Source organism: Rickettsia philipii str. 364D (assembly GCF_000283995.1).
Taxonomy (GTDB): domain Bacteria; phylum Pseudomonadota; class Alphaproteobacteria; order Rickettsiales; family Rickettsiaceae; genus Rickettsia; species Rickettsia rickettsii.
In genome coordinates this window covers 621,577-640,241 of the sequence record NC_016930.1, presented here as the reverse complement: position 1 = coordinate 640,241, position 18,665 = coordinate 621,577, and the positions used below count along the sequence as shown (strand labels likewise).

The following is an 18,665-nucleotide window of genomic DNA, read 5'->3' as shown; positions in this document are numbered from 1 at the left end:
AATATTAATCTTACTATTTAAATTTGAGACGATACTTTGTGCTTCTTTTAATACATCAGCCGGAACTTTATTTTCTAATTCTGGTTTCTTATCAGATTTTTGATAATAACCAACTCCTGCTTGAACAACATTTAGTATTTGTTTAATAATATTCAGTGCTTGTCCTTCTTTCCAAACTAAACTACCTATACTAGTAGCAACATTAATATATTTTTTATTTTCAATATTTTCTAAGATTGGAATCAGCTTATCCGGTTGATTGAGCATAGGTGTTAGTATACTATATAATTCTTTCTTATCGAGCTTATTTATACCGGGTACATCTTTTAAAGTTTTATCTAAAATACCTGTAAATATTTCCTTATTATCGTTTAAATATTTTTTGATCTCGGGATTATCGTTAGTTAACATTACCAATTCTTTAGCTATTCCCGTATAATCACCTTTAACAAATCCATCAAAAACCTTTTTTAATTATTCAGGATTATCAAGTAATATAGGCATTACATTCGTAAGTTTTGTAGTATCTTTTGTTTCTAGTCCATAATTTTCAAGCTGCTGTTTATAGTGTGGCTATTTTTTTCATCTTGCTCTAAAATGCCTTTAATTAAATTATCGAATAAACCCTCTTTACTTTGCTCTACTAATATATCTTTTAATTTAAATGAAGGATCTATTAAGGCGGAGATTATATTACCGGTTAAACTCATATAATCGCCTTTATTTAAGTCTGCAATAATCTCATGAGCAACTTCCGGTTTTGACATAACTTCACCTACTATACTAAGCATTTGTTTATCGAAATTATATTCTTGCGTTATGCTTTGTATATTCGGAGTATTTTCAATAATAGCTGCGTCAATATCTGGTAAGACTGTTTTATTATCAGCAAAAAAACTTTTTAATTTATCGTCACCCGCTACCATTTCTAAAGATCTCCACAAGCCACCATTACTCCTTGATTTGCATTCAGAGTATCAAAAATCTCTGTTGTTTCAGGCATTTTATTTAATAAATCTCTACATCAACTTTATAGCTTTCAAAATATTCTTTTAAGAAAGGTTTAGCTTGTTCTTTAGTTTCTATTTAAGAAACCTTCTATAATTATTTATTTTTCAGGAGATAATTTATTAAACCTTTTTAGAGCATTAGGATTGTTTATATTTTCAGCCAGCTCTTTTTTAAACTCAGGATGTTCATTAAATATTTTTATAACTTTTGCATATGTGTCATTTACTTTGAGGTTTTTGTAATATATCATCAAAAGCTTTTATATAGTCGCTTGGAAGTATTTCAGTTATGTAATTCGCAATATCGTTACCTTTTTCATTAAAAAATTTTCAGCAATTTTTATCCGTGGATAACATTCCTAATGTTTTAGAAGTTACTTTATTCATAGTCCGGTACTTCTTGCTTTATCTCAAGTGCAATTTCTTGAAGGCTTTTAAGTACAGCATCATTTTTAAAACATTCTTTTAGTATTTCGAGTCTCTTTTCATCTAAAGCACTCTTATCTTGAAATTCTCTAAAACCTGCTTTTGCTAAGATTTGTCCTATTTTTGGTAAATCATCGGAATGCTTTTTTAGAAAATCCTATATTTCGGATTTTTCAAGAACAGATTTTTGAAACTTTGAATCAAGATATATATCAGAGGAGCTTGCAAGTTTAACAAGATTATAACTATTTACGGGATTAGTGAAGGCAAACTTCGCACCTTTTAATAATGCTCCTATACTAACTGGTAATATTTTTTCTTTGGAGATGCAAGGTCATAAATAAAGCTTGTCAATGCCTTTCTGCATCAGTAGAAGATAATGTCCTTTTAACAGTTTTATTAAAATTCTTTAATGTAATATCTTTAATGGAATTTGTAACTGCCGTAAAAATAATGAAATATATTTAATTACATAAACATTACATTATCTTAAAATTGATTCAAAGAAATAAATTAAGCACTACTTAAATATTTTAATTTATATTACATAATATGGTAATTAAATCAATTTGATCTAAGATTTATGGAGTTATCTGTGTATTTGTTTACTTTTTGTAGGTAATGATGCGTAAGTATTTGATTTATCGTGATTATCTACTACATGCACTTTACTATCTAAATTTGAAACTATATTTTTTGCTGCTTTTAAAACATTTAATTTATTAATATTTTCGAACTCATTTTTAAAGTTATCTTTTAACTGTTCATTGAAGATTTCTTTTGGTAAATAAATTCCACCGGTAATAGTGCCTACCCCAGTATATTTAGATTTAGCATATAAAGTAGAGGCAATATTACTTGCTAACTTTTCTAGATTTTTTGGCTCTAAAAAATTATTTATATTATCAGGATTTTCTTTAGAATATTCAGAAACGATAGGTTTTAGCATCTGATTTATCATGTAAAAATCTTCACCTCTATTATCACCTTTATCAAAAAGTTTTTGTGATATTTTCTCGCTTAAAATATTTGCCAATAAATTACTCTTAATATTTTGTTTATTTGCAATATTTTCATATAAAGGGTTCAATACTTGTAATGGAGAATTTACATGATTTGTAATATGTTTATATTGATTTGTTCTAGGAGTAGCTAGGTTAGTAACCATATTCATAGGTAGTGAATTTAGTTTTTCTATAATATAGTCTTTAATCGTTTGATTTTCTTCATATAATCTTTTTACTTGTTGAGCAAATTGTTTTTTACTAAGTACATTTCTTTTTCCTTCAGCTTGTATTTGTAAAAATAATTTATCAATTGCCTTATCAATTAATTTTGCTTGTTGTTCTTTAATTAGTTTAGGTACTAAAGGAGGGATAGCCTTATCAAGATTGTAAGTATCAGTAAGTAGCATTAAATTATCAGGTAATTTAGCCTCTGCTAAATTAATTTTTTTAAAATTACAATCTTTTAAAGAAGTGACTTTAGTTAAATCTGCATTTTTTAATGATACGCCTGAGAAGTCGATATTAGATAAATCACCTACTAATATAGCTCCCTCTAAGCTGAATTTTCCATTTTGTATTTTATGTAAATTATTTCTAAGAGTAATTGCATCTATAGTTTTATCTTTAAAATCTTGTGATGGACTAAATACGTCTTTTAGTTTTTCAGTAGCATAGCTCAAACCTGCTTTTATAATATTCGGCAATTGCCCTTCCAAATAATTTGTTTTTTGAACTAGATTATATATAGCACTAGCAGCCTCACGATAATTACTTTTTTCAACCTCTTCTATAACTTTAACTAATTCATTAGGATGGTTTAACATTGATGGAAGTACATTATATAATTCTTTCTTATCAAGGTTATTTATACCTGGTATTTCTACTAAAGTTTTATCTAAAATACTTGCAAATATTTCTCTATTATTGTTTAAATATTTTTTAATTTCAGGATTGTCTTTAGTTAAAGCTATTAACTCTTTTGCCATTCCCGTATAATCACCTTGAATAAAATCTCGAAAAATCTTTTTTAATGATTCAGATTGATCAAGTAATATAGGCATTATGCTCGTTAGCTTTGTAACATCACTCGCTTCCAGACTATAATTTATAAGTTGTTGTTTTATAGTTTGGCTATTTTTTGCATCTTGTTCTAAAACTCCTGTAATTAAATTATCAAATAGACCTCCTTTACTTTGCTCTACTAATATATCTTTTAATTTAAATGAAGGATCATTAAGGGCGGCGATTATATTACCGGTTAAACTCATATAATCGCCTTTATTTAAGTCTGCAATAATCTCATGAGCAACTTCCGGTTTTGACATAACTTCGCCTACAATACTAAGCATTTGTTTATCAAAATTATATTCTTTTGTTATGTTTTGTACGCTAGGAGTATTTTCAATAATACCTAAAGCAATATTTGGTAAGATTGTTTTATTATTAGCAAAAAAACTTTTTAATTTATCATCACCAGCTACCATTTCTAAGGATTTCTCAAGAGATATCATTACACCTTGATTTGGAGCATTAAGAGTATCACAAATCTCTTTTATCTCAGGCATTTTATTTAATAAAGTAGGAATAATATCTAAAATTTTAAGATCAATTTTGTAGGTTTCAAAATGTTCTTTTAAAAAAGGTTTAGCTTGTTCTTTTGCTTCTTCTAAGAAATTTTCAATAATTATTTGTTTTTCAGGATATAACTTATTAAATCTTTTTAGAGTATTAGGATTGTTTATATTTTTAGCCAGTTCTTGCTTAAAATCAGGATGTTCATTAAATATTTTTAATAAATTTTTCTTTTCGGGTTTTTGTAATATATAATCAAAAGTTTTTATATAATCGCTTGGAAGTATTTCAGTTGCTCCTGTACGTATGTATTTCGTAATATCTTCACTCTTTTCGTTAAAGAATTTTTGGAAGTTTTTATCGGTAACCAGCATATCTAAAGTTCTAGAAGTCACTTTATTCCAGTCCGGTAGCTCTTGCTTTACTTCAACTGCAATTTCTTGAAGTTTTTTAAGTACTTGTTCATTTTTAAAACATTCTTTTAGTATTTCGAGTCCCTTTTCATCTAAAGCACTCTTATCTTGAAATTCTCTAAAGCCTGCATTTGCTAAGATTTGACCTATTTTAGGCAAATCATCCGAATGTTTTTTTAAAAATTCCCATATTGGAGATTTTTTAAGAAGTGATTTTTGAAATTCCGGATCAAGATATATCTTAGAAGAGTTAGCAAGCTTAACAAGATTATAAGTATTTACAGGATTAGTTAAAATAAATCTTGCTCCGAGTAATATCGTTCTTAAGCTTATACTCTTTGAAGATGATAAGTCCTGAATTGCACTCTTTAGTACTTTATTAGCTTTAGAAGAAGATAAAACTTTTTCTACAACTTTTTGATAGTTTTTATTATTTATAACAGCCATAAAATCACTTGCAATGTTTAAATATTCTAAATCTATTTTAAAAAATTTTTAAAAATAAAGATCAGGTATTTTTAATTTTTTGTTATTGTTGTTCTTAATATGTATACTTCGACACAACATGTTTAGCATAAGTGCTATCTGAGTATATTATTTAGCCTCCGCTGTGGCGTCCATCTCAGTGAATACTTCTTCCCATGAACCGGTAGTCGCTGCTTTTGAATATTCAGTTGTTCTATTTTCAAAAAAGTTCGTATGTTCGACTCCGTTTAGCATTTCATCAAGCCAAGGAAGGGGGTTATGATTTACCAAATATACATCTTTGAGTCCTAGCTGCATTAAACGACGGTCGGCAATATAACGAATATATTGTCTTACTTCATATGCCGTTAATCCCTCAATACCGCCAACTTCAAAAGCAAGTTCAATAAAGGCATCTTCAAAATGCACAATAGTCGTACAAGCTTCATAAATACGTTTACGTAAAGTTTCTGTCCAAACTTCAGGGTTTTCTCTTACAAAAGTCTTAAACAGAGTAATAATTGAGTTAGTATGAAGTGTTTCATCACGCACTGACCAAGCAATAATCTGTCCCATACCTTTCATTTTATTAAAACGAGGGAAATTAAGCATGATCGCAAAAGAAGCAAATAGCTGTAATCCTTCAGTAAAAGCTCCAAATACTGCGAGTGTAGTTGCTATATCTTCTTTGGCATCCACTCCGAATTGCTGCATATAATCATACTTGTCTTTCATTTCCTTATATTTAAGAAATGCTGAATATTCTACTTCCGGCATACCTACCGTATCAAGTAAATGTGAATATGCCGCGATATGTACCGTTTCCATATTAGAAAATGCTGATAACATCATTAATATTTCAGTCGGTTTAAATACTCGTGAATAATGCTTCATATAGCAATTATTCACTTCAATATCTGCCTGTGTAAAAAAACGAAATATTTGCGTTAATAGATGTTTTTCCCCTGGAGTTAAGTTATATTTCCAATCTTTAACATCGTCGGCAAGCGGTACTTCTTCCGGTAGCCAATGAATTTTTTGTTGAGTGTGCCAAGCTTCATATGCCCATGGATATGAAAACGGTTTATAAATTGGACTTGCATCAAGTAGTGACATAATTTTTCTTCTTTTAATTTTTCTATTTCTTCTTTTGAAAGCTTAGTATATTTAATTATTTTCTCTATCGGCTCATTATCCGCTAACATTTCTTTTGCTATTTCTGTATTTCTTCTAGTTTCTCCAATTTCAATACCCTCAGCTTTCCCCTCATTATATTTACTTTTTTGATTTAACTCTTCCGTTTGAGTAGCAAGATCATATTCTGCTTCGCTCCAGTTAAATTATTCAATAGTTTTATAAACTGCTAATGCTATTTTCATCTTTTGTATGTTGCGGGGGTTCTTTTGCTCTATCGAATTTAGCCATCATATATAACCAATCATTTTCTAAGCTTTCTCACTCATCTGCTTCTTTGGTAAATTTGTCTAATTCAACAAATACGCAAGCATTTAAGTTGATGCTTACCGTTGCCGACATTAATAGTTTGATGATAGCTAATACATTCTTGTTCCTCGGGCAATGCCTGCAATCCAGAAATAATTACTACCATTACTACAGGAGCTAGATCAACATATTCTTTTCCTCTTTTTAATTGCGAAGAAAATGCTATACAACTGTAAAATGGTACTCTTGATAAAGAAGCATCGGCATAGCCGTTTTGCATCTCAACAATATAAATATTGCCGGAGTTATCTCGCACTTTTACGTCTACTATACTCCTTTTATTCTATCCTAAATCCGGCGCTTGTTCGTTTGAAATATATTCAAGGTTGATAATCCTTAACTCTTCAGGTAACCTCATAATATATTGAGAAAGCCTAGTCACCTTGTTTTATCCGTAAACAATTTTTTAAATGCTACATCATTTGTTGGGTCTAAATATCTTTGCATAGTTATACTTACTGACAAGCTAAGCATTCTTCGTAGTTACCGGCTTCTGCTAACTTATCGTTTTGTTCCTCTAAATCTTTAAAATTGGCCTTTAATACGTCATGCGAGACCTTATCGGCTCGCTGTATTGATGTCGATCGACAGTAATATAAACTTTTTACTCCTTTTGTCCAGGCTTTAAAATGAATATTATTTAAATATTTCTTACTAACATTCCCCGGTAAAAAGATGTTTAAAGATTGTGCTTGCGTAATGTAAGGAGTACGATCGCTTGCCAGTTCAATTAGCCAATTCTGATCAATTTCGTAAGCGGTTTTGAAAACCTGTTTTTCTTCTTCGGATAAAAATGTTAAATGTTGTACTGATCCTTCATGTGTTGCAATCGAAGACCAAACTTGATCATTATTAAATCCTTTCTCCTCTAATAACCTTTCTAAATGTTTGTTACGCACGTTAAAAGAACCGGTTAAAGTCTTTTGTACAAAGCTATTAGCGGCAAACGGCTCTATTCCGGGTGAGGCATTACCTGCTATTACCGAAATTGAGGCGGTAGGTGCTATTGCGGTTTTATTGCTAAATCGTTCATTACTTCCTGCATCTAGAGCATCAGGACATACTCCTTTTTCTTTACCGATTTCTATTGAGGCTTTATCAGTTTCAGCAGATATATATTCAAATATTTTTTTATTCCAAACTTTTGCCATAACCGATTCTATCGGTACTTTTTTCATTTGCAAAAATGAGTGGAAGCCCATTACGCCAAGTCCAACACTTCGCTCACGTAAAGCTGAATATTTAGCTCTTGCCATAGTATCCGGTGCTTTATTAATAAAGTCTTCTAAAACATTATCAAGGAACAACATAATAGAATGGATAAATTCTTTATCGTCTTTCCACTCTTCGTAATACTCTAAATTTAAAGAGGAAAGGCAGCAAACAGCAGTTCTTGACTTGCCTAGATGGTCAATTCCCGTCGGCAATGTAATTTCGCTACAAAGATTAGACATTTTAACTTGAAGCCCTAATTTTTTATGATGCTTAGGGATAGATTTATTAACACTATCGATAAATAACAAATAAGGCTCACCTGTTTCTATTCTAGTAGTTAATAACTTAACCCATAAATCTCTTGCTCTAACTTTATTTACGACTTTTTTGGTAGCAGGACTAACAAGGTCAAAATCCGTATTGTTTTCAACTGCTTTCATAAATTCATCGGTTATAGCTATACCGTGATGAATATTAAGAGCTTTACGGTTCACATCCCCGCCTGTCGGACGTCTTATATCGATAAATTCTTCAATTTCAGGGTGATTAATAGGCAAATATACAGCCGATGAACCTCGCCTAATAGAACCTTGCGAAATAGCAAGAGTCATAGAATCCATTACTTTAATAAACGGTATAATACCAGATGAATGACCTTTATCACGAATCCCTTCATTAATAGCACGAACATTACCCCAATAACTGCCAATCCCGCCACCGCGTGCAGCAAGCCAAACATTTTCTGTCCATAAATTTACTATATCGTCTAAGCTATCATCGGTCTCATTCAAGAAGCACGAAATAGGAAGTCCCCTATCCGTTCCGCCGTTACTTAAGATTGGTGTTGCTGGCATAAACCACATTTTACTCATATATTCATATAACTTCTGAGCATGCTGTTTATTTTCGGCATAATAACTAGAAACTCTTGCAAATAAATCTTGAAAATCCTCACCTTTCATAAGATATCGATCTCGCAGAATAGCTTTACCGAAAGGAGTAAGTAAATTGTTATGGTTGTTGTTTATAGTGATTTGAAATTTATTTTTTTTAAACGTGTTCATTATAGGTACTAATGGGGTTGTAGGATTTATAATGCTTATTTTGAAAAAATGACACCATATTCAGTGTATAGAATCTTCACTTAAGTAGACACGAGAATAATAATTTATTCAATATAAATATTTATTTTTTTTTAGATTTTTGACTTGACACAAATCACTCTTGATTACTATATAGAATTGTTTGTACAAATATTATACTTTCTTAAGGCACAAACAGTCTTATCCTGCGGAAGTAAGGCAATGTTGTGTGGTTCCCGGTTGCATTTTCGCGTAGACATAAGTTTAAGGATCGATTCCATCTCTGTCATCTCACGATCAAGTCACAGCGTAACAGAAAGAAAACCGATCCATGCAACAAGACCTTATCTATACGGGAATAACGTTAAATACATTCTCTATCATTCGTATTAAGAGACCTATCGGTGTAACCTCATCCTTATATTCAACAATAAACGATGCAACAAACGTGGCGTGTCGGCTACTATCCAATCAACTTCTACAACATAATATCCTGGCTCTCTATCTGGAAAAGTTACTTAAATCATTTTAGAAGGAACTAATGTATTATCCCAGTAAGGAAATTGATCAGAAAGTTCACTATAAATTTCTTCTAAATCATCGTGTTTCAGTCTATTTGCAAAGGTAAACTCTGCTTTTGTCATTTGCACTATATAACCGCAAGTTTTATGTGATACAGTATAATCCCATGCTATTGTAAGTTTTTTCTCACCTTCTAATGGTATAGTTTATCCAGTTAAACATTGGATCTTTTAATTCCGCTCTTATTTCTTCATTAGTAGCATTTACCCAATCTGTATCATCTGTACGCCCACCATTAAGAATATGTCCATCTAGTGGTAGCGGTTCCCCTGCGACATCATTTCCAAAACGCTCATCACTCCCTTTCCCTGTTTCAAATTCGTTAAGTTTCCACTCTTCATCTATTAGCTTCTTATCTACACAAACTTTTCCCATTGTGTAAAGCGGGAATATTATTCGACCATGTTTTGGAGTTGGTGGATTGTGTTGTTCTTCATTTTTCATAAATTCGACCTTTATTTAAGTTAAAAATATTAAGTAACTACAAAATACTCAATGTAGTTATAGTAATATAAAACTTAAATTGTTTTTGATATTATAATAAAAATACAGCTTCATAATACTGGACAGCAATGTCTAGCACCCTAGGAGTCAATCCATGCAAGCAACAAAGTTAGAACCTAGACTGAAGAATTTTGATTTTAAAGATTTTTTATTATATAGCCATGGCTGGGTTACGATAATAGTGTCTTGAAACGTGCCGGTAGCAGCAATAGGTTGTAACGGCAGACGTGCATATACGGTATAGTTTTTTGTGACCGGTTCAAGACCTAGTGTATAGCTATCGGTAAATGTTACAGTACTACTAGTACCGTTACCGATGATTTGAGTAAAACCGGTATCTTTATACAAATTATAATTCAGCTTACGTACCCCATTAATCATATTTCTTGGGTTATAAATATTAGCAGCTCCCGTACTGAAAGTTACGGTATAGCTAACAAGTAGTGATAATAAAGCACTACAAGTAACTGCAGCAGTAACGGAAGTTGTGCTAATGGCACCGACATTAAAACTACCGAAATTTACGGTTGGAACTGACGGATTACATGTTGCAAGTAACGCCATAGCATTTCCTGACATAATCATGTTGATTAATAATATTATTATTGATTTCTTGACATTGCTTAAAAAGAATTTGTCATACCGTGGTGGTCAAGCCACGGTATGACAACGGAGCGTTTTTAGTCCACACAGGAGTAATAATAAGTCTTCATCTGCATATTGCTTCGCCTAAATCAATTACAGGGTCATTGAAATCTCTATTAACCGGTACGCTAAAATGACAGTATTTATTATTCTCCGCATTCTCGTCACAAATAGAACCGTTTAATACTTCAAGATCTTTAATATATATCTTACCATCATAGCCTACAAATATTTCTTCATCTAAACCTTCAATACTCACGTATTATCAAATACTGTCATTTCAATGCTTTTAATTATTTTAATATTAAAGTCTAATAATACCGCTGATTTTGTTCTTGGAGCAACTTTCAAAGCAATTTCTTCAAACTCTGTATTAAGAGGTAGATTTTCATCGTCTAGTCTTATTTCGGAAGGAACATACGGTGTTAAGTTAGGTACAAGCATTTTACCTTTATCATCGGTATCACCCGCTATTATTATAAACCCCGACATTCTTTAAACTATTGACTTTAATCAAAGCAAGACCTCCGTTAATCGGTCTTGTCTCATAATAGCTTTTATCAATAGAGAAAATTCCTCCTTTGATATTAAACTGTTTCATTATTTCGGTATCATTTTTCTGCAGATAAACTCCAATATCATTATTTTTACCGTTACGGTTAACTTGTACATTGTAATTTGTAGCTTTAACTTTGATCAGGTTAGCATTATATCCCCATCCCATATTTGAAGTAATCGGCCAGGAAACACCAAGTTGCTTTGTATGATATTTATTTTGATATAAATCGGTCAATGAAATGCTTTTATTGGAATCTAAATTTAAGTTAAATGGTATATAGGCAAAATTATTTTTACGTTTACTGTTTAAATCGGTACCTATAGTAAAACTTAAGAAACCTTTTTTAGTAATATTTCTTTGATAAGTTGATGATAATATATTTGAGCGTTTACCTTTTTGCATTGTGTTATTTACGACAAAAGACAAAAAATTAACACTTATATTACCAAAATCGGTATTACCGCAACTAGCTGAAATCTGATAATTTAAACTTGAGAAAATTTTATCGGGATCGTTATATACGTCCTGATAATTACTATTATTCCAATCTAAATTACTATTAATATCAAAATATTCCGATTCATAAGTATAGCCGCAATTAATTCTTTGACAGCGACCGAAATTTTTGATATTACTTGCAGCTGAAATGCCTATAATAAATTTCCGATTTTTAAATTATTACCCCTACTACTCCATTATTTTTTAAAAATTTATGTCCGCAGCTTGTTATAATCATTCATACCAAGCATATAATCAGTATTTAGAACTAAATATTTATAAGCACTGCTATATATCGTAAAATCTTGTCTTTGAAAACCTGCTTCGTAAGAGAAATGTGAAAGCCCGGAACGTAATAAGCTCGGTGATGCGTAATAAGGAGAATAGTAATTGTCTAAACTTTACCGTTTATATCTTGCGTTTTAACTATTAAATCACCTCTACCGGTGATAACCGGAATATTGGTTATATCAAAATCCCCCATATGAGCTTTAGCATTATATATAGGTATACTAAAATCTCTCTATACTGCTTGGAAGTTCTGATTTCCCTCTAAAATCCAGTAACGGATAGGTAACTAAATTCGGTCTAACTGCAAAATTAGTAGTATACTGAATACCGGCAAATCTAGTTGAATTAGACCAAGAAGACACTTTAGTTATGCTATTATCCCCTACCCACCAATTAGTCATCTTATCCACATTCTCATATGTCCAATTTGTGTCTAAACGTGTAAATTTATTTTGGTTTTTTGTGGTATTTGTGATTTTAGAAAAATTTGATTTAACGGCTTCAGTTTGAAATAAGAAACTATAACTATACACCGTGTTCAGTGAAATAATTGAGTTCCTCTACTCCGGCTAAATAATTAATATCATCATTTGGACTAAGAGTCACATCATAGTTTAAATATACCCCACTAATAAGTTTAGTATCGACGTTCTTCATAGGACCACCTGAAGCATCAAATGATTGAGGTTGAATTTTTCTGCTGGAAAAGTAATATTTAAATCTAAATTCTCAAAGTTTAAATCATATTTAGTACCCTCAAGCAAATCTAAATTAATATATGCAGTATCATGATAATGCACTAAACCCTGCTTAAGATAATTTGCTTGAACATCAAAATGTTCTATATCTTCAAGAGGAATTAAATAATGACCTTGAGCGTTTTGCACTATAGTCGGCAATATATCGGTTTCGGTATAATTAACTTCTAACGAAACCATCAATTCACTCTCACCCGCAATTTCATTAGCGCTATTCTCAAATTCTACTGCTAGAGGTAATTGGGACAATAACCCTAACTCCTAATCCTCATGTACGTTTGTATCCGCTGCGATTCAAGGCGAAGTATCACCAAGAGATTCAGAGATAACTCCACCTGCAAAACTCACCGGTATAAAAAAATAATACCTATAAAAACCGATATTATTGTATTTAAAAAGCACATTGCTTTAATTTATTTAGTTTTAAAGATTTTTAACCTGATATTGTTATAGCTATACTATGCTGAACAACAAGATCTACGGTGGAGGTAACACTATTCTCTAACTTCACTCTACGAGGTAATTCTTTTATAAAAATTCTATAGTCTTTTGCTTTAGTAGAATAAGTCTGTGTGTTTTTTAAAGCTACCCGTATCAATTGTATTTTACCATCATGTAAGGTAAATGTTACCGGAGTTGCCACTAAATCTTTAGTTGCTTTATATTCTTCTATACCATCTTTATATGTACGCTTTAAACGAATTAATTGAAACTTTTTAGGTGCATAATCATTATTTTGCACCGTCATAGTTGCTATTCTATTACTATATATTGACAGGTACGATAGTAGCACTGGCAAAAGAATTAAAAATCAAGAATATAGATAGGATAGGTAGAAATCTTAAAAAATGATTTATATCAATATGCCACGATTATTGTAATTGTATCATTATAAGTATCGGAAGGAACATTTGCTCCTTGAGGTATTTTGCCGTATATTGTGAGCGTTTGATCTAGTCCTGTTCCCATTACCCAGTCACTTGATTGATTTCCCCAATTCTGTGTTCTCCCTGCATGGGAGTAAAGATTATAAGGTAAATAACTATTAGTGTTAACAAGACCAGTCATTTTACGGGTACTAGTTGTAGCAGCAGGTGCAGTACCGGCATTTAATGAAACAGTATAATTAGTACCTAAAGTACACTTTATTATAATTGTATTTGTTTGCAGAGCATCGACAGTTGGAACATACGTACCGAAAGCTAAAGGAGTAGCCGAACTATACAAGACGGTAAAACCATCGCACTAACAAGGAAAAAAAGCATTAGCGGAGGAGGCAAAACTATTGCCCGTACTTATAGTTCAGATAATAAAACCGATAATATTTCGTAGAATCTTAATTTTCATAATTAATAATAAAAATAATTAATTTCTATTATTAATCTTTTACAAAGTTTAATGATTTTACAAGGCTAGTTTAAGAAATGGTTATATTTAAATATGAATTGATGATATGTGCCCCACAGAATTTGTTTTGGTTTTTCTTTAAATTTTATTTTTTACATTAAAATATAATGAATATAACCCAAATTAGCTATAAATAGATTCTTTATATAGAAAAATTACAAACAGATAAAGAATCTATTATAATTACCAAAAGCGATAGGGAAGTAGCACAAATATTACCTATAAATACTAAAAAAATCTCATTATTCGGTATGCTACAAAACAAAGCCGAGATAAAAGCGAATATATTAGAACCCGTAGAAGAAAAGTGGAATGCAGTACAACCTTTAAATGCATCTCGTCTAGTATAATATCCGACAGTTTTTAAAAATCCCTCTGAGAAAGTGTTGGATTTCTATAAATATACTCACATAACCATTGATTATTTTCTCAATATCCAATAAAATCCTTTTTAAAATTTAAATATAAAAAGTATGCATAATACTGATGTTGTAATAATAGGTGCCGGTCCGGTTGGATTATTTGCAGTTTTTCAAGCAGGAATGCTTGGCATGAAGTGTCATGTTATTGATGCACAAGAAGTTATCGGCGGTCAGTGTATTACCCTATATCCTGAAAAGCCTATTTACGATATACCGGCATATCCTAAAATTGTAGCAGAAGAGCTAATAAAACAGTTAGCACTTCAAGCAGCTCCTTTTAACCCTATATATCATTTAAATCAGCAAGCTATAGAGCTAAATAAACAAGATGATTTTTTTGAAATTAAAACCTCAAAAAACACTCTTATTAAAAGCAAAGTTATTATTATTGCAGCAGGAGCAGGTTCATTCGGTCCAAACAAACCGCCCCTTGCGAATATTGAAGATTTTGAAAGCAAGTCAGTTTTTTATTTCATCAATGATAAAAGCAAATTTGCGGGTAAAAATATAGTTATAGCAGGCGGCGGGGATTCGGCTGTTGACTGGGCTATTTCTCTTTCAGATATTGCAAATAAAATATATTTAGTACATAGGCGGGATAAATTTACAGCAGCTCCTGAAAGCGTAAGGCAATTAAGGCATATTGCAGAAACCGATAAAATCGAGTTAATAACCGGTTATCAATTAAATGCTTTAGATGGTAATAATAGTGAACTTCAATCGGTTATAGTTAAAGATTTACAAAATAATACTCGCAAATTGGATGCCAATATATTACTACCTTTTTTTGGGTTAAAGCAAGATTTAGGTAGCTTAGCAAATTGGGGTTTAAATGTTAAGCTTCACCATATTGAAGTAGACTCTTCCTATTATCAAACTAATATAGAAGGTATTTACGCCATTGGCGATATTGCTCATTATGTTGGTAAGCTTAAGCTGATTCTTACGGGTTTTGCTGAAGCGGCAAGCAGTCTTCATCATGCTTATAGTAGAGTATTTGACGGCAAGGCTCTACATTTTGAGTATTCTACTACCAAAAATACGGGGAAAAGAAGTAAGAGCGTGACTAAATAAAGAGATCGTCATTGCGAACAACCTTAGAGAACGTGACAATCTCATGAAACAATAACAAACTCCTGAGATTGCTTCGTCAATTACTTACGTAATTTCCTTGTAATGACGTTAAAACTGAACGGAGACAAAAATAAGAGTGAATAATATAATTGACGGTAAAGCATTAGCCAATGAGATACTAGCAGACTTAAAGCTAGAAATTCAAGAACTTACAAGCCAAACCAACACTTCACCAAAGCTTGCTATAGTCCTAGTAGGCGATAATCCGGCAAGCATTATTTATGTAAGACACAAAATAAAAAATGCACATCAAGTAGGAATTTATACTTTATTAATAAATCTATCTGCTACTATTCATACTAATGATTTAATATCAAAAATCAATGAGTTAAACCTTGATAACGAGATTTCAGGAATTATAGTTCAGCTTCCTTTGCCAAGCTCCATAGATAAAAATAAAATTTTATCGGCAATATCACCTTCTAAAGATATTGATGGTTTCCACCCTTTAAATGTCGGTTACTTACATAGCGGAATTAGTCAAGGCTTTATTCCCTGCACTGCTCTTGGTTGTCTTGCAGCTATAAAAAAATACGAACCTAATTTAACCGGTAAAAACGTTGTAATTATTGGACGCTCAAATATAGTAGGCAAACCTTTAAGTGCTTTACTGTTAAAAGAAAATTGCAGCGTTACTATTTGTCATTCTAAGACACACAATTTACGCTCTATTACTTCTAAAGCCGATATTGTTGTTGCTGCAATAGGCTCACCTTTAAAATTAACTGCAGAATATTTTAATCCTGAATCTATAGTAATTGATGTAGGCATTAATAGAATTAGCAGCAATAAAATTATCGGTGATGTTGATTTTGAAAATGTTCAGTCTAAAGTACAATATATTACTCCCGTCCCAGGCGGCATCGGACCGATGACTATTGCGTTTTTACTTAAAAATACGGTTAAGGCATTTAAGGATTCCTTATATACTCTTGATACGTAAAAAGTAGATAGACTACGCCAATTTTTCAAATGCAACGAGTATCTTATAAACATTTGCAAGTTCTACATAATGTCTTACATTATCTTGCATATATTCTAAATCTTGATCGGTTAAATATCTAACAAATTTTGCAGGGGATCCCATCCATAATTCTTGAGATTTAATTATCTTCTTTAGCAGGATAAGACTGCCTGCAGCAATAAAGGCATATTCTTCTATTACTGCATAATCCATTATCGTAGCACTCATACCGATAAAAGCATTATGATGTATTGTACAGGCATGAATAAGAGAGAGATTACCGGTAGTTATATTATCGCCTATTTCTACCGGTCCGTTAAACCTTAAAGCATGAATTACACTACCGTCTTGTTAGTATTATTTCCTATTTTTATCTATTCAACGTCGCCTCTAAGAACCGTATTAAACCAAATGCTTGAATTACTACCTATTTCAACCTCTCCTATTAAAGAGCTGCTTTCGGCAATATATGCACTTTTATCGATTCTTGGCGTAACTCCTTTGTAAGGGATAATGAGCATTAATTATAATCTACCCAAGAAATATTACCGTCTTTACGATAATAAACTATATTGATACGATCATTATTTATATTTTTAAATACTACTGCAGGTAAATCTTCTAAATCCATTTGCATTACCGCTTCTTTTACTGATAATTTTAATATTTCTACAGGCTTTTCAGCGATAATTGCCGGATTATCATTATCTTCGGCGTTAGAGGTTTCACTATCAGATTGCGGATTAATAATATATTTGGTACCTTCGTAAGCAATTTCTGATATTTTTACTTTACCCGCATGATGATTTTTGAATTTTGATTTATATTTTCTAAGCTGTTTTTCTAGTTTTGACATAGCTTTATCAAAAGCTACATATATATCGCTACAACTATCATTACTTTTGACTATATTATGTTTACCGGAGCCATATTTTACTATAATATCACATTTAAAGTGAATTCCTTCTTTTGAAAAATGTATATCTATATTTATTATATCGGTAAAATATTTTTTAACGACTTGCGTAGCCCTCTCTTTTGAATATTCTTGTAAATTATTACCGATAGAAATATGTTGACCTGAAACTGAAATAATCATAAATAACCTTTATAATCTGAAATAATTAATATATAGGCGTTACTAAGTAACACCTATACAATTAATTTATATTTAGAGTAATTTCAAGTTTTATTACAAATTAATTTATTTAAACTTTAGCCGTAGAGTTTAGGACGCTTATCCTTATTTTGTTGCGATTTAATTAGTTTTTTAGCAGTCTTTCTTACATAATGAGGCTCAATGCCAATTTCTAAGCAGGTAGCATTAAAATTTTCATTATTTTCAACAAGCCATTTTTTAGCGTTATATTCTGCTTTTGTTGCCTCTTTCTTGTTAGAAGTATTAGTTGCATCTATTATTGCCTGCATAATAATAGCACTTCTAAGCGCAATATCGGGTATAGAATTATAAAGTTTAATACGCTCAAAAGGAGTAGTTAATTTAATGACATATGGTTTAGTCATATAAAACCTCTAATAATTATTAATAAAGTAAGATTTTATTAAAATAAATGTAACTACTAGGTTTTTCTTTTTTAACAAAGGCCTTAAAAAGTATAATAATTTTCAAGGCTTCAACTAGTAGTGACTCATTTGGATTAATAGAGATATCTAGTCATTATAATATTAGGAATAAGCTAGATGTTAGGTTCTGTATATTTTTTGATAAAATACGATATTTTACTCTTGCAGAAATAGAAAAATTGTTATATACATTGTTATCTTTTACTTATACTCAAATGATTTCAAGAATTGAATTTTCTTTTGAGAGGTGAGCACCCGCAGCCTATACTTAATGGATGCAGATGCAATCCTTGATAAAATGAAAGAGCAATTCTTAAAAGCAGAAGAGTATATAAGGGGGTGTAGCTCAGTTGGTTAGAGCATCTGCCTGTCACGCAGAAGGTCGCGGGTTCGAGTCCCGTCACTCTCGCCAACCCCTTTCAGGTTTCGGGATTTCCTGTCGTTTTCTAAAAAATTCATATGCTCCTTTTATTCGCCTTTTGTTTTAATTCTCATATTAAACTCTTTTAAATTCCGAATTTTAAATATTATAAAAAACTAACTTTGTATATGCCTTAAAGTAACCTCAACTCATTTGTTCGCACTTTTAGTTAAATTTCTATTGTATTCTTAAAACTTCTTATT

The 18,665-nt window shown here is 31.3% G+C and carries 19 protein-coding genes, 1 tRNA gene and 3 pseudogenes; 4 read left to right on the top strand and 19 right to left on the bottom strand.

From position 1 onward, the window contains the following. Positions 1 to 141: 141 nt before the first annotated feature. The 16 genes and pseudogenes from RSA_RS09495 to RSA_RS03245 all read right to left on the bottom strand — a co-directional run. Positions 142 to 1,864, bottom strand: a pseudogene (locus tag RSA_RS09495) (hypothetical protein); the annotation flags it as partial. 161 nt (positions 1,865 to 2,025) lie between these two features. Further along, entirely contained in the window at positions 2,026 to 4,875 is a 2,850-nt protein-coding gene (locus RSA_RS03320; RefSeq protein WP_014364730.1) for a pentapeptide repeat-containing protein, read from the bottom strand. A gap of 147 nt (positions 4,876 to 5,022) precedes the next feature. Next, positions 5,023 to 6,009, bottom strand: coding sequence for a ribonucleotide-diphosphate reductase subunit beta (locus RSA_RS03315; protein WP_004995690.1), 987 nt, complete (start codon positions 6,007 to 6,009; stop codon positions 5,023 to 5,025). 373 nt (positions 6,010 to 6,382) lie between these two features. Next, positions 6,383 to 6,652, bottom strand: coding sequence for a PD-(D/E)XK nuclease family transposase (locus tag RSA_RS09490; RefSeq protein WP_014364729.1), 270 nt, complete (start codon positions 6,650 to 6,652; stop codon positions 6,383 to 6,385). A gap of 199 nt (positions 6,653 to 6,851) precedes the next feature. After that, a complete protein-coding gene (locus tag RSA_RS03305) occupies positions 6,852 to 8,675 on the bottom strand; it encodes a ribonucleoside-diphosphate reductase subunit alpha (RefSeq protein ID WP_014362953.1) in 1,824 nt (607 codons plus the stop codon). A gap of 536 nt (positions 8,676 to 9,211) precedes the next feature. Continuing rightward, a complete protein-coding gene (locus RSA_RS03300; RefSeq protein ID WP_014362346.1) occupies positions 9,212 to 9,337 on the bottom strand; it encodes a hypothetical protein in 126 nt (41 codons plus the stop codon). Positions 9,338 to 9,401: 64 nt separating this feature from the next. Next, positions 9,402 to 9,719, bottom strand: a complete 318-nt coding sequence (locus RSA_RS03295) for a hypothetical protein (protein ID WP_012150837.1) — start codon at positions 9,717 to 9,719, stop codon at positions 9,402 to 9,404. 147 nt (positions 9,720 to 9,866) lie between these two features. Further along, positions 9,867 to 10,364, bottom strand: coding sequence for a spore coat protein U domain-containing protein (locus RSA_RS03290; protein ID WP_196792870.1), 498 nt, complete (start codon positions 10,362 to 10,364; stop codon positions 9,867 to 9,869). 124 nt (positions 10,365 to 10,488) lie between these two features. After that, the gene (locus RSA_RS03285) at positions 10,489 to 10,683 is read right to left on the bottom strand and encodes a hypothetical protein (protein WP_041472342.1); all 195 of its coding nucleotides are present in this window, start codon (positions 10,681 to 10,683) and stop codon (positions 10,489 to 10,491) included. Next, a complete protein-coding gene (locus RSA_RS03280) occupies positions 10,680 to 10,916 on the bottom strand; it encodes a fimbria/pilus outer membrane usher protein (protein ID WP_041472341.1) in 237 nt (78 codons plus the stop codon). Before RSA_RS03280 ends, RSA_RS03285 begins: the two co-directional genes overlap by 4 nt. Further along, entirely contained in the window at positions 10,888 to 11,409 is a 522-nt protein-coding gene (locus RSA_RS09485) for a hypothetical protein (RefSeq protein WP_230455921.1), read from the bottom strand. Before RSA_RS09485 ends, RSA_RS03280 begins: the two co-directional genes overlap by 29 nt. 584 nt (positions 11,410 to 11,993) lie before the next feature. Then, positions 11,994 to 12,305, bottom strand: coding sequence for a hypothetical protein (locus tag RSA_RS09480; RefSeq protein WP_231284257.1), 312 nt, complete (start codon positions 12,303 to 12,305; stop codon positions 11,994 to 11,996). After that, a complete protein-coding gene (locus tag RSA_RS03260) occupies positions 12,298 to 12,429 on the bottom strand; it encodes a hypothetical protein (protein WP_012150834.1) in 132 nt (43 codons plus the stop codon). The genes RSA_RS09480 and RSA_RS03260 overlap by 8 nt, the downstream gene beginning before the upstream one ends. After that, complete coding sequence (locus RSA_RS03255; protein WP_014364727.1) at positions 12,426 to 12,779, bottom strand: hypothetical protein; 354 nt, start codon at positions 12,777 to 12,779, stop codon at positions 12,426 to 12,428. Before RSA_RS03255 ends, RSA_RS03260 begins: the two co-directional genes overlap by 4 nt. 184 nt (positions 12,780 to 12,963) lie before the next feature. Further along, on the bottom strand, positions 12,964 to 13,278 hold the full coding sequence (locus RSA_RS03250; protein WP_014364726.1) for a fimbria/pilus periplasmic chaperone: 315 nt from the start codon (positions 13,276 to 13,278) through the stop codon (positions 12,964 to 12,966). Between the two features lie 110 nt (positions 13,279 to 13,388). Continuing rightward, positions 13,389 to 13,757, bottom strand: coding sequence for a Csu type fimbrial protein (locus tag RSA_RS03245; protein ID WP_014362957.1), 369 nt, complete (start codon positions 13,755 to 13,757; stop codon positions 13,389 to 13,391). Between the two features lie 317 nt (positions 13,758 to 14,074). On the opposite strand from RSA_RS03245, the gene RSA_RS09475 reads away from it, so the two are divergent. From RSA_RS09475 to folD, 3 genes and pseudogenes are all read left to right on the top strand, one after another. Beyond that, complete coding sequence (locus RSA_RS09475; protein WP_231284263.1) at positions 14,075 to 14,287, top strand: type II toxin-antitoxin system Phd/YefM family antitoxin; 213 nt, start codon at positions 14,075 to 14,077, stop codon at positions 14,285 to 14,287. 123 nt (positions 14,288 to 14,410) lie between these two features. Continuing rightward, positions 14,411 to 15,417 (top strand): annotated as a pseudogene (locus tag RSA_RS03235) (NAD(P)/FAD-dependent oxidoreductase). Between the two features lie 152 nt (positions 15,418 to 15,569). Further along, the gene (gene folD, locus RSA_RS03230; RefSeq protein WP_014364725.1) at positions 15,570 to 16,436 is read left to right on the top strand and encodes a bifunctional methylenetetrahydrofolate dehydrogenase/methenyltetrahydrofolate cyclohydrolase FolD; all 867 of its coding nucleotides are present in this window, start codon (positions 15,570 to 15,572) and stop codon (positions 16,434 to 16,436) included. 12 nt (positions 16,437 to 16,448) lie between these two features. Here the strand turns inward: folD and RSA_RS08460 are convergent. From RSA_RS08460 to RSA_RS03210, 3 genes and pseudogenes are all read right to left on the bottom strand, one after another. Continuing rightward, positions 16,449 to 16,978, bottom strand: a pseudogene (locus RSA_RS08460) (gamma carbonic anhydrase family protein). Beyond that, the gene (hpf, locus tag RSA_RS03215; RefSeq protein ID WP_014364722.1) at positions 16,978 to 17,556 is read right to left on the bottom strand and encodes a ribosome hibernation-promoting factor, HPF/YfiA family; all 579 of its coding nucleotides are present in this window, start codon (positions 17,554 to 17,556) and stop codon (positions 16,978 to 16,980) included. The pseudogene RSA_RS08460 and the gene hpf overlap by 1 nt, the downstream one beginning before the upstream one ends. A gap of 116 nt (positions 17,557 to 17,672) precedes the next feature. Further along, entirely contained in the window at positions 17,673 to 17,981 is a 309-nt protein-coding gene (locus RSA_RS03210; RefSeq protein ID WP_014364721.1) for a hypothetical protein, read from the bottom strand. Positions 17,982 to 18,376: 395 nt separating this feature from the next. Here RSA_RS03210 and RSA_RS03205 point away from each other — a divergent pair. Continuing rightward, positions 18,377 to 18,453, top strand: a tRNA-Asp gene (locus RSA_RS03205). Positions 18,454 to 18,665 lie beyond the last annotated feature (212 nt).

Bases quoted from the DNA above. Each gene is read 5' to 3' on its own strand.
- RSA_RS03320 (WP_014364730.1), bottom strand. From the start codon at position 4,875: ATGGCTGTTATAAATAATAAAAACTATCAAAAAGTTGTAGAAAAAGTT.
- RSA_RS03315 (WP_004995690.1), bottom strand. From the start codon at position 6,009: ATGTCACTACTTGATGCAAGTCCAATTTATAAACCGTTTTCATATCCA.
- RSA_RS03305 (WP_014362953.1), bottom strand. From the start codon at position 8,675: ATGAACACGTTTAAAAAAAATAAATTTCAAATCACTATAAACAACAAC.
- RSA_RS03300 (WP_014362346.1), bottom strand. From the start codon at position 9,337: ATGACAAAAGCAGAGTTTACCTTTGCAAATAGACTGAAACACGATGAT.
- RSA_RS03295 (WP_012150837.1), bottom strand. From the start codon at position 9,719: ATGAAAAATGAAGAACAACACAATCCACCAACTCCAAAACATGGTCGA.
- RSA_RS03290 (WP_196792870.1), bottom strand. From the start codon at position 10,364: ATGATTATGTCAGGAAATGCTATGGCGTTACTTGCAACATGTAATCCG.
- RSA_RS03280 (WP_041472341.1), bottom strand. From the start codon at position 10,916: ATGTCGGGGTTTATAATAATAGCGGGTGATACCGATGATAAAGGTAAA.
- RSA_RS03260 (WP_012150834.1), bottom strand. From the start codon at position 12,429: ATGAAGAACGTCGATACTAAACTTATTAGTGGGGTATATTTAAACTAT.
- RSA_RS03250 (WP_014364726.1), bottom strand. From the start codon at position 13,278: ATGACGGTGCAAAATAATGATTATGCACCTAAAAAGTTTCAATTAATT.
- hpf (WP_014364722.1), bottom strand. From the start codon at position 17,556: ATGATTATTTCAGTTTCAGGTCAACATATTTCTATCGGTAATAATTTA.
- RSA_RS03210 (WP_014364721.1), bottom strand. From the start codon at position 17,981: ATGACTAAACCATATGTCATTAAATTAACTACTCCTTTTGAGCGTATT.